This window comes from Paenibacillus chibensis, from assembly GCF_004001045.1.
Lineage (GTDB): Bacteria > Bacillota > Bacilli > Paenibacillales > Paenibacillaceae > Paenibacillus_AQ > Paenibacillus_AQ chibensis.
Map to the genome: position 1 here is coordinate 35,311 of NZ_BIMK01000034.1, position 16,113 is coordinate 51,423.

At 53.7% G+C, this 16,113-nt stretch carries 12 protein-coding genes; 11 read left to right on the forward strand and 1 reads right to left on the reverse strand.

Translation table 11 applies throughout. The features are described from left to right. The first annotated feature begins 134 nt into the window (after window positions 1–134). The 11 genes from PCH05_RS21805 to PCH05_RS21855 all read left to right on the forward strand — a co-directional run bounded on the left by PCH05_RS21805 (window position 135) and on the right by PCH05_RS21855 (window position 15,702). Window positions 135–1,397: a helix-turn-helix domain-containing protein gene (locus PCH05_RS21805; RefSeq protein ID WP_127605858.1), complete on the forward strand. Its 1,263-nt coding sequence runs from the start codon at window positions 135–137 to the stop codon at window positions 1,395–1,397. 116 nt (window positions 1,398–1,513) lie between these two features. Next, complete coding sequence (locus PCH05_RS21810; RefSeq protein ID WP_127605860.1) at window positions 1,514–2,617, forward strand: peptidylprolyl isomerase; 1,104 nt, start codon at window positions 1,514–1,516, stop codon at window positions 2,615–2,617. 123 nt (window positions 2,618–2,740) lie between these two features. Beyond that, entirely contained in the window at window positions 2,741–4,831 is a 2,091-nt protein-coding gene (locus PCH05_RS21815) for a hypothetical protein (protein WP_246049858.1), read from the forward strand. Between the two features lie 188 nt (window positions 4,832–5,019). After that, window positions 5,020–6,765 (forward strand): histidine kinase, encoded by a 1,746-nt coding sequence (locus tag PCH05_RS21820; protein WP_127605862.1) that lies wholly within the window; start codon window positions 5,020–5,022, stop codon window positions 6,763–6,765. Window positions 6,766–6,767: 2 nt separating this feature from the next. After that, a complete protein-coding gene (locus tag PCH05_RS21825) occupies window positions 6,768–8,237 on the forward strand; it encodes a response regulator transcription factor (RefSeq protein ID WP_127605864.1) in 1,470 nt (489 codons plus the stop codon). A gap of 231 nt (window positions 8,238–8,468) precedes the next feature. Continuing rightward, window positions 8,469–10,196, forward strand: coding sequence for an extracellular solute-binding protein (locus PCH05_RS21830; protein ID WP_127605866.1), 1,728 nt, complete (start codon window positions 8,469–8,471; stop codon window positions 10,194–10,196). Window positions 10,197–10,306: 110 nt separating this feature from the next. Continuing rightward, on the forward strand, window positions 10,307–11,197 hold the full coding sequence (locus tag PCH05_RS21835; RefSeq protein WP_127605868.1) for an ABC transporter permease: 891 nt from the start codon (window positions 10,307–10,309) through the stop codon (window positions 11,195–11,197). A 16-nt stretch (window positions 11,198–11,213) separates the two neighbouring features. Next, complete coding sequence (locus PCH05_RS21840) at window positions 11,214–12,101, forward strand: carbohydrate ABC transporter permease (protein ID WP_127605870.1); 888 nt, start codon at window positions 11,214–11,216, stop codon at window positions 12,099–12,101. A gap of 37 nt (window positions 12,102–12,138) precedes the next feature. Next, complete coding sequence (locus PCH05_RS21845; RefSeq protein WP_127605872.1) at window positions 12,139–13,413, forward strand: Gfo/Idh/MocA family protein; 1,275 nt, start codon at window positions 12,139–12,141, stop codon at window positions 13,411–13,413. Between the two features lie 17 nt (window positions 13,414–13,430). Continuing rightward, a complete protein-coding gene (locus PCH05_RS21850) occupies window positions 13,431–15,179 on the forward strand; it encodes a glycoside hydrolase family 35 protein (protein WP_127605874.1) in 1,749 nt (582 codons plus the stop codon). A gap of 190 nt (window positions 15,180–15,369) precedes the next feature. Further along, entirely contained in the window at window positions 15,370–15,702 is a 333-nt protein-coding gene (locus PCH05_RS21855) for a hypothetical protein (protein ID WP_127605876.1), read from the forward strand. A 77-nt stretch (window positions 15,703–15,779) separates the two neighbouring features. On the opposite strand, the gene PCH05_RS21860 is transcribed toward PCH05_RS21855, so the two are convergent. Then, the coding region (locus tag PCH05_RS21860; protein ID WP_127605878.1) for an amidase domain-containing protein at window positions 15,780–16,113 on the reverse strand (334 nt) is incomplete at its 5' end.

Sequence of the window (16,113 nt, forward strand, 5' to 3'; positions counted from 1 at the left end):
TTGCAATGCTCGAAAAAGCATTTGTGAAAGCGCTTTTATTGAATTATAGTAGTTCTAAGGTCTTGGATATCGCACGATTTTTGCTTTAATAGCACATTTTTGATTCATTTTGAATCGAGAAGGGGGAGACCGCTATGAATCGGATGCTTGAGGCTTTTCATGACCACTTCCAAAAAATCGGCTTCATGATCCATACGCTTACGAAGATGGATGTGCGGATCACCGATCCAAACGGGGCGATGCTCGTTCAGCAGGTCCATCATGAAATTCCGGCCGTGCTGCAGCATCTCCATGAGGATTTCTCCGTCATCAACAGCAGTCTTGAAAATCATCCGCCGAATCGGTTCATACATTATGTGAATGCGTATGATCTCGGGTACGTGGCGGCAGGCATCTGGGATAGGGAGGAATTTTGCGGATCGGTGGTCGTAGGACCTCTATTGTCGGGCATTCCGTCCATGGATGTCCTGAGCTCGAGCATGGCTCTTCAGCAGCTTCCGCTCGGTCAACGGACGCCTTTATGGACATTTTACGAATCGCTTCCCGTGATTTCCGGCGTGGAAAAGGATGCCCTTGGCGATTTGCTCATTCGCCTGTCTCGCGTAGAACCGATCCAGGCACATGAGATCGCGCTGCAGCCCAAGCCTCTTCCCTTGGAGGATACAACCGAAATTCTGGCTGAAAGCAACCAGATCATCGAAGAGAGATACGAAGGCGAGAAGATGATGATCGATCTCATCGCGAAGGGGGACAAGAAAGCGATCCGGATGATCCATAGGGAACAGAACCCCCTTCAGTTATTTTTGAACCGATTTCCGGGCCAGCCGATTCGTGCCGTCAAGAACAGCTTGCTGGTTTTGAATACGTTGTGCAGAATCGCTGCCGAAAAAGGAGGCGTTCATCCCGTGTTCATTCATCATATATCGGGAAAATTCTCGGTGTTGATCGAAAGGGTGTCCTCCCTTCAGCAAAGCAACACGATGATGATCCAGATCGTGAATGAGTATTGCGAATTGACGCATACCTATTCGACCCGGAATTACAGCTCCATCGTGAAAAAGGCGGTGAATTACATCCAGTTCTATCTGGATCATCCCTTGACCTTGCAGGAAACTGCCGATGCCATCCATGTGAATTCCACCCATCTTTCCAGAAAGTTTAAGGAGGAGACCGGCATGAACGTGATTGAGTATATCCATAGGATGAGGGTCGAAAACGCCAAATCCTATTTAATCCGGGGGAAGCACAGCGTTACGGAAATTGCCTTTATGCTGGGGTTTAATGATGCCAATTATTTCGCAAGAATATTTAAAAAAATCACTTCCCTCACGCCGTCCCAATATGTGAAAAGCTGCGAAAAACGCTCTTTGCATCGCTCTTCAGCCCCCAACAAGTAAAAAAATCTAAACCACATGTCAACAATTTAAAATTGCGCCGCCTCCGGCATGGAACTACAATTTGAACAACAAACCGGGTACGTTCAAGTTCCCCCTTCAGGAGGCGATGCGCTGGTATGACAAAGTCGGGACGTTCACGGATGAAGTATGTATGGGCCGTCGCCGGCTGTTTAGTGCTGTCCGTATGCGCTTCGGCGGTGCTGGCCAAAGAGAAGCGGATGCCGGAGGATACGGTCACTGGCAGCAGCGAAGCCATCGCCACGGTGGACGGCATGCCGATCGCTATGCCGGAGTTCGAAAAGGCAGCGCGGCGGAATATGTCCGGCGTACTGAGCTATTTTCACGAAAAATACGGCGCGGCGCAGACGTCCGGCTTCTGGAAGAGCTCCTTCGGGGGCGAAGTGCCGCTCGCGGTCCTGAAGCAGAAAGCGCTGGACGATGCCGTCCGCACGAAAATCCGGCAGCGGATTGCGGCGGACGAGGGCGTGCTTGGGGATATCAGCTATTCGGGCTTTTTGCGCGGGCTGGAGCAGGAAAATGCCCGGCGCGCGAAGGCCGCCGCCAATCATGAGGTCATTTACGGGCCTATCCAGTATAACGAGGATACCTATTTCGAATATGTGATGACGAACGCGACCACGGCGGTGAAGCGGGGGATGCTCGCGGATCTGCGCAGCCATGCGGAGGAGCAGACGCTGAAGGCTTTTTATGAGCAGCATAAGCGGGAGCTGTACCAGACGCCGGGCTCGGCCCGGGTGCTCAGCTTGTCGGCATCTTTTTTGAATGCGGATCAAGAGGTAGACCCTGCGCAGAAGAAGAAGGCTGCAGCCCGGCTGCGGGAAGCGGAAGCGAAGCTGAAGCAGGGCGCGACGTTTGAGGAGATCGCCCGCATATATGCGGACAGGGGTGCCGCGCAGGAGCTGAGCTTTAACCTCGCGAACGACCGGCAAAACGCGCGGAGCCCGGTGGCACAGACGGCTGCCCGGATGAAAGCCGGGGAGACGAGCGGCATCGTCGAGGAGAACGGGAGCCTGTATCTGCTGAAGTGTACGGAGAAAGTCGAACCGGGATCGGCATTCAGCAAGTACGAGGATATGAAGGATCAGGTGGAGCAGGATACCATCGACTGGCAGTACGAGGAGCGGATTCGTCAGAAGCTGGCCGCAGCCGAGATCAAGGTAGACGAATCTCTGTATGAAGCATGGAACGTCCAGAATTAGACTTAAGCGTTACCCGACAATTTTGTAAACGCTTCACTTCCAGTCTGTGAGGCATTACATAAGGCGAAGCGGGAGCTAATTTTCCGCATTTGCCAAACATGAATTGAGGGAGGATACAAGCTCATGTTAAAAAGGACAGCCAGAAAAGCATTCAGCGTGCTGACGGCCATGCTGCTCGTCACGGGATGGATCGGCGCCGATTCTGCGGTCAAGGCGGACGGGGCGCCGGGGACGACCTACTACGTCGACAACGCCGCGGGCAATGACAGCAACGCGGGCACGAATCCGGATAAGGCGTGGAAAAGCCTGGACAAGATCAACGCGACGACGTTCGCGCCGGGCGACCATATTTTGTTCAAGGCCGGGGGCTCCTGGCAGGGACAGCTGTGGCCGAAGGGCTCGGGCGCGGACGGCAGTCCGATCGTCATCGACAAGTACGGCTCCGGCGGCAAGCCGCTGATCGCCGGCGTGACGAGCGAGCTGCAGACGGTCTTTTTGAAAAACCAGCAGTATTGGGAGATCAACAATCTGGAAGTAACGAACCCGTCTCCGGAGCCGTTCTCCCGGGATTGGAAGGGTGCGCGCGGGGAACGCCGCGGGGTCTACATCCTGAACGAGGAAAGCGGCATTCTGAATCATATTTACATCAAAAATCTGAACATCCATGACGTGGACGGCGTGTATACGACGCGCTCGGGCGGAATTATTTTCGATTCCGTGGGCTCCTGGGTGCCGAGCGCTTTTCACGACGTGCTAATTGACGGCAATACGCTGACCGACGTGGACGCGTATGGCATCTATATCAGCTCGAACTGTATCGTGCGCTACGGCATGGGCGATCTATGGGAATGGGTACCGAAGCCTTACGGGCCATGGACGCCTTCTACCCAAGTGAAAATTTCGAACAACACCGTCGTCCGCGCTGCGACCGGCGGCATCGCCTGGAACGTCACGGACGGCGCGGTCGTCGAGCATAACACGGTGCAGGAGGCGACATACCTGGCGACCAACGCGTCGATCTGGTGGGCATACGCCGACAACAACGTAGTGCAGTACAACGAATCGTTCGCGGCCAAGAACGGCTCCGAGGATGGCACCGGCTTCGACGTCGATGCAGGCAACCTCGGTTCGCTCGTGCAGTACAACTACAGCCACGACAACGCCGGCGGGTTTATGCTGTACGTCAACGATACCTACAACACGATCAACACGATCGTGCGCTATAACATTAGCCAGAACGACAAAGCCCGCATCTTCCGCTACAGCGGATCGATCGACACGGTGCTCAATTACAACAATACGGTCTACGTCGGCGCAGCCTCCGGCAACCCGGTCATGAGCGATTACTTCACGAAATCGTCGGGCAGCCCGAAAAACATCAAAAACTACAACAACGTCTACTACAGCGTGGGAGATAAGGGCTGGACCCTGACGGGGCAGACCTTCGACTATAACGCCTATTACGGCGGCAAAACGCTTGTCAGCTCGGACGCACACAAGGTGACCGCGAGTCCGAAGCTGGTTAGCCCCGGCAGCGGCGGCACCGGCATGAACACGGTGAACGGCTACCAGCTGCAGAGCGACTCTCCGCTCATCGGCGCGGGCGTTCCGATTGCGGACAACGGCGGCCGCGACTACTTCGGCAACCCGCTGTACAACGGGGATCCGGATATTGGCGCGTTCGAGTACCAGGGAACGGTGCCGCCGGCCACCGGCAAAACGCCGATCACCTATACGCCGGCTCCGATCACGCCAATGCCGAAGCCGCCCGGCCCGGACCCGGGGAACCTGGCGCCGCTCGCGACCGCTACGGCTTCCGTGGCAACCCTGTCCGGCAGCTCCATTAAGGGCCTGACCGACGGTTCCTACGATAAAGCGTGGTCCAGCGTGGCCCAAGGCGTGACGTTCCCCAACGACATTACGCTCGACTTCGGGACGAAACCGGTGACGGCCAGCCAGATCAAGGTCGTGACGAGATTCGGAACGGGCCAGGGCGTCACCAAGCTGGACCTGGAATACTATAACGGCACGGCCTGGGTACCGCTTAAGCAGGGCATTCAGTGGACCTGGAAGTACGGGGATCAGACGAACGAAGCGCAGACCGTGGATTTCAACCGGACGACCGCGACGAAATTCCGTCTCAAAATCCAGGCAGCCAATCTGAAGTGGGGCAATTTCGCGATCAACGAGCTTGAAATGTACGACAAGCATTAGCACGGCCAAGGACAGACATGGAGCACGGGAGGGACATGCTAGTGGCGTTCCTTCCCTGTTTCATGAAATATGCAAAAAGGAATCTTCCATAGGGATGGTTCTTTTTTTGTTAATTACTATACTTAAATAAAAGAAACATTTTCAATTCAACTAGAGTAGCGGACATGAACGACTAACGGGGGTAAGACATGAAGCTGCAGGCGGTAGGCAAGTCATCCAAATGGTACGTATACCAAAAAATCGTGATCGTGTTCATCTTGTTTATGCTTCCTCTCCTATCGATGAACATCTGGCTGAATTACAAGGGAATGTCCATCACCAAGCATGCCATCCTGAATTCCTCATTGGCAGGCGCATCTTTTTATTCCAAACAGCTCGACAAGGAAATGTATTTCATCCGCAATTTGCAGCTCCAGCTGCTGAACGACAAAGACCTTCAGAAGCTCGGTTTCCGTGGAGGCATGCTTGAGAACTATGAGGAGGTCCAGCTGATCGACCAAGTCCGGGACAGGCTGTCGACCCTTACTGTATCCAGCGATTACGTGGTGAGCGCCGGCGTGTACGTCGAGGCGGTCGGCAAGACCCTGTCCACCGATACCGGCGTCACGAATACGCCCAACGCGGAGATGCAGCTGATCTCGTCCCTGATGGCGGAGAAGCCGAAGCCCTCGTTCTACCGGAGCGGCAGCCGAATCTTCCTGATCGAAACGGAAAATAACGGCGGCATCTGGTCCTTTATCGAAATTTCCAGGCCCAAGCTGCTTGAGGCGTTGCAGGAAATCGCCGCACTCTACCCGCAGTCCGAGGTGCTGCTCGGCAGCAAGGAGCTCGGCACGGTATTGACGACGGCGAAGGACATGAAGGAGTCGAACCGGATGCTCGGCCTGACGTCGGAGCCCGCCGTGCAGGACGCGGGCGCGTCCGAAATCCGCAAGCTGAACGGCGTGAGCTATTTTATCATCCCGAACCAGGTCAGCTCGCTGCATCTGTCCCTGCTGATGTACGTAAACCAGAATGAAATCACGCGTCCCCTGAGCCATTTTATTACCTGGTTCTATACGCTGTTTATTATAGCGGTCATCGTGATGGTGCTGTATTCTTTTTCGGTCAACCTGATGATCCACCGGCCGCTGTCGAAGCTGGTCAAGGCGTTCCACATGATTGAAACCGATAATTTGAACATTGTCATCGATTCCAAGACGAAGGATGAATTCCATTACGTGTTTAACAGCTTCAACAATATGGCTTATAAGCTCAAAAATTCGATCGAGGAAAATTACGAACAAAAAATAGCCCTGCAGCATTCCCAGCTCAAGCAGCTGCAGTCGCAGATCAACCCGCATTTTTTGTATAACAGCTTTTTCAACATCTACATGATGTGCAAGGTCGGCGACGCCGACAGCGCGGCCGAGCTCTCGCAGAAGCTGGGAAGCTATTACCAGTATATTACGCGGAGCGGGGCGGACGAGGTGCCGTTTTACAAGGAATACCGCCATGCGCTCGACTACTGCGACATCCAGTGCATCCGGTTCTCGAACCGCATCGCGGTCGAATACGAGGCTATGGCCGACGTTCCGCCTTCCCTGACCGTGCCGCGGCTTATCATCCAGCCTATCGTCGAGAACGTGTTCGAGCATGCGTTCGAAGACGGCATGATGGAAGGCATGATCTATATCGGCACCGAATACCAAGGCGGAAGGCTGCGGGTGACCGTGGAGGACAACGGGAATTTGGCGCAGGATGACGTGATCGAGCGGCTGCGCGAGAAGCTGGCGATGGATTCGAAGCTGATCGAGAACACGGGTCTCGTGAACGTGAACAACCGTTTGCAGCTGAAATACGGGCCGGACAGCGGATTATTCGTATCCAAAAGCGCTTACGGCGGCTTAAGAGTGGATCTGATCATTATGCTTGATGACAAAGAGGAGGCGTAACCATGTATCGACTGTTAATCGTAGACGACGAGCCGGTGATCGTGAACGGCCTGGTTCAGCTTTTTCAGGAAAATACGGAGCTTGCGCTTGACGTATGCAAGGCATATTCCGCCAAGGAAGCGCTGGAGACGGCCAAAAGGATGAAGCTCGACATTCTGGTCAGCGACATCCGCATGCCGCATAAAAGCGGGCTGCAGCTGGTGGACGAAATTACCTACTATTGGCCGCATTGCCGGATCATTTTTCTGACCGGATACAGTGAATTCGAATACGTGCATGAAGCGCTGCGCAAGAGCGCGGACAACTACATATTGAAAACGGAGGGCATCGATCCGATTTTCGAAGCGGTGAAGAAGGCGGCGGACAAGCTGGACGAGGAGAACCGGCGCAGAATCCGCGAGGAGAAGGCGAAGCTGCATTTTCAGATTGCGGAATCCGTCCTGAGAAACGAGCTGATGCAGCGCGTGCTGGGTGGCGAGCCGATCCAAGGGGTGCTGTCCGATGCCCGTTATGAGGAGCTGTCGTTTGGCATCGACTCGGAGCGTCCGGCATTTTTCGTGGCGGCCAAAATCGACCGCATGGAGGAAACGTCAGCCAAAGGAACGAATGAGGCGACCCAGCGCATTTTCAATAATGACCTGCCACCCACCTTCGCCAGCGAGCACGCGGTCATGGAGGACGGCATGCAGCTCTGGCTGCTGCAGCCCGGCGCGGAGCTGCTTGAACGCTTTCAGGACGGGGAAGGCACGCAGCGGCTTCACTGGCACGGGATCACGGTGTACATGAAGGGCATTCTGGAGCTGGTGCAGAACGAGTGCGAGCAGCTGCTGGGCGCATCCGTCTCCTTTGGCATCTCCGGCAATCTTGCCGGCCGCTGGGAAACCGCGGGAAGCCAGTACGGGTCGCTGCAGCGGATGCTGCAGGGCCGGGCCGCCATGGGCCAGGATATGGTCATTGTAGACATCGAAAAGGCGAGCATCCACGAGGAGGCGCTGTACGAGCCAGGGCGCATGAAGCAGGAGGATCTGAAGCAGCTGGTGATCGACCAGATTCACGGCTATATCGAGACGCATTTGTCCGGGGATGTCTCCTTGACGGCGATTGCGGAGGAAGTGCATTTCAACCCGTCCTACCTGTCGCGCTATTACAAGCAAATGACCGGACAGAACCTGCAGGACTATATCCAGAATAAAAAGCTTGAAGGCGCGGTCCAGCTGATGCGGCATACGAGCCTGAAGCTGAATGAAATCGCGGCGCGGGTGGGCTTTGATTCGCACTCATATTTCACGACCTTTTTCAAGAAAAAAATGGGAATGGCGCCTCAGGATTACCGCAACGCCCACCTGGCGGGAGGGAATAAGGGGAAAGTAACAGATGGTAAACAAAGTGATAGCAATGTAAAAAACTCAAAATTGATAGCGTTTTCCTTCGAAACCTATAATGAAGGCACGGCTCTACTTTATAAAAAGTGATTTGCAAAGCGCAAGTAGCGAAGGGGACGGAATCGTTCTGAAGAAGCGTAGCGGTCGCCTTTGTCTCCGAAATTATACGATTAGAAATAGTTCAAAAAAATTTGGAGGCAACAGTGATCGGAAGAATGATCCGTAACCGTAGCGGTCACCTTGTACTTTGTATGGATCAATTGAGCCGAGCACAGACAAGGTAACACAAGCGCCAGCACATAAAGGGGGAAAGCATTCATCATGAAATGGATCAAGCCATGGAAAATGATTTTGGTTGCCACGATGACGTTATCCGTATTATCCGCCTGCTCGAGCCAAACGAAGGATTCGGCCGGATCTTCATCCCAGACCTCTTCCAAGGAAGAGAACAAAACCAGCGACGCGACGCCGGAGCCGCTCGGCAAATATGCCGACACGGTGACCGTCACGGAGGTGCTCGGCTACAATCCGCCGGAGGACCCGCGGACGCCGAAGGGCATCACGCCGGAGCAAAACGCGTACCTCAAAGATTTGAAAGACATGCTGAACATTGAAGTCAAATACAAATGGACGGTGCCGTCCAGCCAATTCGAGCAAAAGTTCTCGCTAGCGATGGCCTCGGCCGACCTGCCGGACATCATGGAGCTCGATCCGAAAAACTTCGAAAAGCTGAAAAAGCAGGGCATGCTCGCCGATTTGACGAAGGCATACAACGATTACGCATCGCCTGAGCTGAAAAAGTACATGGAATCCGACGGCGGCTTCGCGATGAAGACCTACTCCGACGATGGGAAGCAGCTGGCGATGCCGGCCTTCGAGGACCCGTTTCTGTCCACGCAGCTGCTCTGGCTCCGCAAGGACTGGCTGGATAACTTGAAGCTGCAGCCGCCAAAAACGATGGATGAGCTGGACAAGGTCGCAGAAGCCTTCACCAAAAACGATCCGAACCAAAACGGCAAAAACGACACCTACGGCGTCGCCCTGCAGAAAAACCTGTTCTTCTGGGGTTATGATCTTAGAGGCTTCTTTAATGGCTTTGGTGCTTATCCATCCGACGGCAACAACCAGACGGCATGGATTAAAGATAGCGGCGGCAAGCTGATTCCCGGCCTGATTCAGCCGGAAGTGAAGACGGCGCTGGGCAAATTGCAATCCTGGTATAAGGACGGCATCCTCGATAAGGAATTTGCGCTGAAAGATGACACCAAGACGGTTGAGGACATTGTGGCAGGTAAAGTGGGGATTGTGTATGGCGAATGGTGGTATCCGAACTTCCCTCTGAACAACAGTGTCGATAAGGATCCGAAGGCGGACTGGATCGCCATTCAGATTCCTGGCTTGGACGGCCCGGGCAAATCGCTTGTGCCTAAAATCCGCAGCGGAAAAGCTTTTGCAGTGAACAAGAGCATGAAGCATCCGGAAGCAGCCATTAAGATGCTGAATTACTACATCGAAGTGGGCAAGAAGAAATACCAAGGCAAGACCGAGGCGAAAGACGGCTTTGTATACAACTGGTTCAATCCGCGGATTTACAATCCGGCCTCGATCGATACGATCTATACCGAAGTCAACAAGGCGCTTGATGCAAAACAAACGGAAATTACGCTGGATGACGAAAACTTCAAAGATGTCGAAAAAGTGTTCCAAGCAAGAAACGATTATTTCTCCGGAAATACGCAAACGGGAAGCAAAGGCGTCAACTGGGGACTCTATTTCAGCCGTGCGGCGAAAGACGGCGGTTGGGGTACGACACGTAAGATCAAGGAAGCTGGAGCTTATGTAAACAACGAGTTCTACGGACTTCCGACCGAAACGCAAGTTGAAAAAGGCGCTCAGCTGGATAAGCTGATGCAGGAATCTTTCACCAAAATCATTATGGGCGCATCGCTGGACGAGTTCGACAAGTTCGTGCAGAGCTGGAAATCCCTTGGCGGCGATCAAGTGACGCAAGAGGTGAACGACTGGTACAGCAAACAGGCCGAGAAATAAAATCCGGCTTGTGGGTTGCTGCAGCAATCGATTGAAGTGATGAAACGGGAGGAGGAGCCTGAAGATGCCGGCGCTTCCTCCCGTTTAAGATTAGGCGGGGAGGTTCATCTGTGAGAACACTAAAAAAAGAATATATATTTCACCTCATGCTGATTCCCGGGGTTATTGTGACGCTGATTTATGCGTACGGCCCCATGGCCGGCTTAGTTATGGCTTTTCAGCAGTTTGAGCCGCTATCCGGTTTTTTCCACTCGAAGTTCGTCGGGTTTGATAATTTCACGTATGTGTTTAATATGCCTGATTTTAAGCAAGTGTTATGGAACACTGTGGTGATTGCCGTAATTAAAATGGTACTCGCTTTGCTGGTGCCTTTGATCCTGGCTTTATTGCTCAACGAGGTGACCAAACGCTGGTTCTCGCGCTTTATTCAATCCGCCGTTTTCCTACCGTTCTTTCTGTCCTGGACGGTGCTTGGCGGGGTAATTATCGAATTGTTCTCCTTGAGCGGTCCCGTCAACGGATTAATTGCATCGATGGGACTGAAACCGATTATGTTCATGCTGGATAATCAGTGGTTCCGCGGTATCATCATCGGCTCCGATATCTGGAAAGGCATGGGCTATAACATGATCATCATCCTGGCTGCCATTACGGGCATCAATGCGACGCTTTATGAAGCGGCTGAAGTGGATGGCGCAGGCAGATGGAAGCAAATGCTTCATATCACGCTCCCGGGGATCGCTCCGATCATCATTGTGCTTGGCGTGCTGAGCCTTGGCGGTATTTTGAATGCCGGATTCGAGCAAATCCTGATCATGTATAACCCGACCGTATACGAAGGAGCCGACATCATCGATACGTTCGTATACAGGCTCGGCATGTTCAGCCAGCAATTCGGGCCTGCGGCCGCCGTGGGACTGTTCAAATCGGTGATCTCGCTCGTGCTCGTGTCCGTGACCTATTATGCGGCTTACAAATTCAACAATTACCGGATCTTTTAGGCAGGAGGCAACAGACATGATTAGATCAACGCTTAGCAGAAAGATTTTCGTGGTAATCAACACGCTGGTGCTTACCGCCATTACCTTGCTCGGAATCATCCCTTTCATTCATTTGCTGTCCGTTTCCCTCAGCTCGAATACGGCAGCGATGGCCGGCGAGGTCAAGCTGTGGCCGGTGGGCTTCAACTTCGATGCTTACCGTTACCTTGGGGAGAAGGTTGAATTCTTCCGGTCCCTTGGCGTTTCCGTTGAGCGGGTGGTGCTGGGAACGGCCGTGAATATGTTTTTATGCTTCATAACCGCCTTTCCGTTAGCGAAATCGGTGGATCAATTTAAATTCAGAACGGTGTATGTCTGGTTTTTTGCCGTCACGATGTTTTTTGGCGGCGGTCTGATTCCGACGTATATCATCGTCAAAAATACAGGGCTGATCGATTCAATTTGGGCGCTCATCCTGCCCGGGGCGCTGAGTGTGTGGAACATGGTGCTGATGCTGAACTTTTTCCGGTCGATTCCGCGGGAGCTGGATGAGGCCGCGACGATTGACGGTGCCGGACAGTGGCGGGTTCTATGGCAGATTTATTTGCCTGTTTCGCTGCCTTCCATCGCTACGATCGGATTGTTTACGATTGTAGGCCACTGGAACTCGTGGTTCGACGGTATCCTGTACCTGAACTCGCCGGATAAATATCCGCTCCAGACCTATCTGTCCACGCTCATCATGTCGATCAATGCCCAGATGCAGTCCCTTTCGCTCGAGCAGATCAAGGCGATGGAGAATTTGAGCGAGAAGACGCTGCAGACGGCGCAAATCTTCATGGGGGCGCTGCCGATCATGATCGTGTATCCGTTCCTGCAGAAGTATTTCGTGAAAGGCATGACGGTCGGAAGCGTCAAGGAATAGCAGCTTGTAACATCTTCGTAAGGGAGTGCAATTTCGGATGAAGAAAGTAAAGGTAGCCTTAATCGGCGCAGGACTGCGCGGAATCAACTATTTGGAATATGCGGTCTCGCATCCGCACGAGCTGGAAGTGGTGGCCGTGGCTGAACCGGTGCGGGAGCGGCGGGAGAGCTTTCAGGCAAAACATCATCTGGCGGATGAGATGTGCTTCGAGCATTGGGACGACTTTTTTAAGGCTCCGAAAATGGCCGACGCCGTCCTGATCTGCACGCAGGACACGCAGCATTACGAGCCGACGATGAAGGCGCTTGAAGCGGGATACCACGTGCTGCTGGAAAAGCCGATGTCCCCAGATCCCGAGGAATGCATCAGAATGGGCGAGTTGGCGGCGGAGGCGGGGCTGGTGTTCTCCATCTGCCACGTGCTGCGGTACACCCCGTTCTTCCAGACGCTGAAAAGCCTGCTGGAGGACGGGAAGATCGGCAGGCTTATCTCGATCCAGCACAACGAAAACGTCGGGTACTGGCATCAGGCCCACAGCTTCGTGCGCGGCAACTGGCGCCGTAAGGACGAGTCCAGCCCGATGATCCTCGCCAAGTCCTGCCATGACCTGGACATTCTGTCCTGGCTGGCCGGCGCGGACTGCGTCAAGGTGTCCTCCTTCGGGGACCTGACCCATTTCAAAGCGTCCGAGGCCCCGGAAGGCGCGCCGCTGCGCTGCCTCGACGGCTGCCCGGTCGCGGATTCCTGCCTCTATTACGCGCCGGACGTGTATTTGACCGAGGACACGAATTGGCCGACGTCGGCGATCAGCGACGACATGAGCTACGATGCCCGCGTGAAGGCGCTGCAAGAAGGGCCGTACGGCCGCTGCGTGTATCATTGCGACAACGACGTGGTCGACCATCAGGTCGTCAATCTGGAATTCGCGAACGAAGTGACGGTCGCGTTCACGATGAGCGCATTCACACGGGACGTGAGCCGGACGATCAAGCTTATGGGAACGACGGGCGAGATCCGTGGCGCGATGGAAAAGAACGAAATCGAAATCATCCACTTCGGCAGCGGCAAGGTCGAGCGCATCAGCTTCTCCGATATGGGCGGCCATGTCGGACACGGCGGCGGCGACATGGGGCTCGTCAAGGATTTCCTGAGACTCGTCCGTGCGGACGGCAAAGCCGAGGGGCTCACGTCGGCGGCGCATTCGGTGCAAAGCCATCTGATGGCGTTCGCGGCGGAGGAGTCCCGCGTTTCGGGCGAAGTGATCCGCCTGAAAGAGTTCGGACAGCGGTACAGCCATGAGAAAGTGAAATAAACAAGCGGGAGGACATCATGCCAACATTTCATTATTCGGGCTCTTCATTCATTCTGGATGACCAGCCGATCCAAATTTTATCGGGGGCGCTGCATTATTTCCGCGTCGTGCCGGAGTACTGGGAAGATCGGCTGCGGAAGCTGAAAGCTCTCGGGCTAAATACCGTGGAGACGTATGTGCCTTGGAACATACATGAGCCCATCAAGGGGCAGTTCAACTTCGAAGGCATCGCCGATCTGGAGCGCTTCGTTACGCTGGCCGGACAACTCGGTCTGCACGTGATCGTACGGCCATCTCCATATATTTGCGCCGAATGGGAATTCGGCGGCCTGCCGGCATGGCTGCTGGCGGATTCGGATATGCGTCTGCGCTGCTTCCATCAGCCGTTCCTGGACCATGTGGACGATTATTATGATGTGCTGCTGCCGAAGCTGAAGCCGCTGCTCTGCACGCAGGGCGGGCCGATCATCGCCCTGCAGATCGAGAATGAGTACGGAAGCTACGGCAACGACAAGGCTTACCTGAACTATCTCAAAGACGCGATGATCAAGCGCGGCATGGACGTGCTGCTGTTCACCTCCGATGGTCCGGAAGACGCCATGCTGCAGGGCGGAATGGTCGACGGCGTGCTGGCGACAGTGAACTTCGGTTCACGCGCAGAGGAAGCCTTCGACAAGCTGCGCGAGTATCAGCCGGACGCGCCCATTATGTGCATGGAATACTGGAACGGGTGGTTCGACCACTGGCGCGAGGAGCATCACACCCGTCCGGCCGAGGACGCGGCCGCGGTGCTGGACGACATGCTGCGCCTGGGCGCTTCCGTGAACTTCTACATGTTCCATGGCGGAACGAACTTCGGCTTCTGGAACGGCGCCAACGGACATACCGCGGACAGCTATGAGCCGACCGTGACCAGCTACGATTACGACGCGCTGCTGAGCGAAACCGGCGAGCCGACGGACAAGTATTATGCCGTGCGGAAAGTCATCTCCAAATATGTTCCGGTCGAACCGGCCGATCTGCCGGCACCGATTCCGACGCGTGCCTATGGTACCGTAGCTTTGACGGAGCAGGCTGCCTTGTCGGCCAACCTGGACAACATATCAACGGCCATTCATACCTCGTACCCGGAACCGATGGAAAAGCTGGGGCAGGACTACGGCTTCATCCAGTACCGGACCTTCATCTCCGGCCCGAGACCGGAGGATGAGCTGTTCATTCAGTATGTGCGCGACCGCGCGCTCGTCTTCCTGAACGGGGAGCTTGCGGGAACGCTGGATCGAGCCGAGCCCGGCCAGCAGATCAAGTTCGCGGTTCCGCCGGAAGGCCTCGAACTGACCCTGCTCGTGGAGAACATGGGCCGCGTCAACTACGGCCCATACATGAAAGACCGCAAAGGCATCACCGAAGGCGTCCGCTTCGGCAGACAGTTCCTGTCTGAGTGGACGACGCATCCGCTGCCGCTGAGCGACCTGTCGGGGCTGAAGTTTGCCCCGGGCGGCGAGCCGAATGGACCGGCCTTTTACCGTGGGAGTTTCGATGCTGAAGAGGCGACGGATACCTTCATCCGCCTGGAGGGCTGGACGAAAGGCGTCGTTTTCGTGAACGGCTTCAATCTTGGGCGGTACTGGAGCATCGGACCGCAGAAGACGCTGTACGTGCCGGGTCCGCTGCTGCGTCAAGGCAGCAATGAGATTGTTGTTTTTGAGCTGTACGGCTGCGATTCGCCGCAGGTGGAGTTTGTGGATCGGGCGGATTTGGGATAGGAATTATTGTATTAAGCCTGCCGGGCATTTGCCCGGCGGGCTTTTTTTGGTGTGGCGTAGTAGTTGTTTTTGAAAGGAGTGTATGAACCGTTGACCATGCTAAACTGGATGCTAAAGTGAATCGGTAATCGCTGCTTTTTTGCTGTTCATTGAGGACATCGGATATAATTATTTGTGAGGAGGGTGGAAAATGAAAAAAGCAGGAGTATTATTATATTTTCTGGTTTTTATTTTATGTGTTATTGGTTGTTCCACCAAAGATGAACATTTTAATAATTCAAGCCTAAATCAAAACTTTCCAGTTCCGAAAACAGCTGAACTTCAGGAGAAAAAGGAAAACTCGGAAGAGTACACCCTAAAAGACGTTAAAGAAGAAAACGGACTACCAGACTATTACCGTAAAGAAATAGAGAGACGCGGATGGGCGGAAATAGATAGATTGGGCTCGAAGTATACCTTTCAGAACGGGAATAAGAAAATAAATTTAATTGTACTAACGGAAAAAATACTAATACAGCTATAGAGCTAAGTAAAGCCCCTCTAGTTAAACTAAAGGGGCTTGTTTATATAAAATATAGATACTCATGCCATTTGTAACTCTTAGAATTTACCAAGCCATAGATCATCATTACCGGAATTCACGTTACTTAAAGCTATATTGACCACGTCCTTATTATTTGGTCCACTATGATACGTGAAATAAATTTCGCCATTCTGTATTTTCGTAACGATCATGGAGTGATGAAATCCGGATCCCTGATTCGAATCTAAATGTACGACATCGCCTAATTCAGCAGATTGACGTAACAATTTTAAATTACTCTCATTCCAACTCTGATTTGCCCCTATATAATAATAAGTAACTCCGCGATCCATATGGTGTCTCCAAAAATCTTGAACTCTTCCCCAAGAAGTACTCTTATTATTATTTACA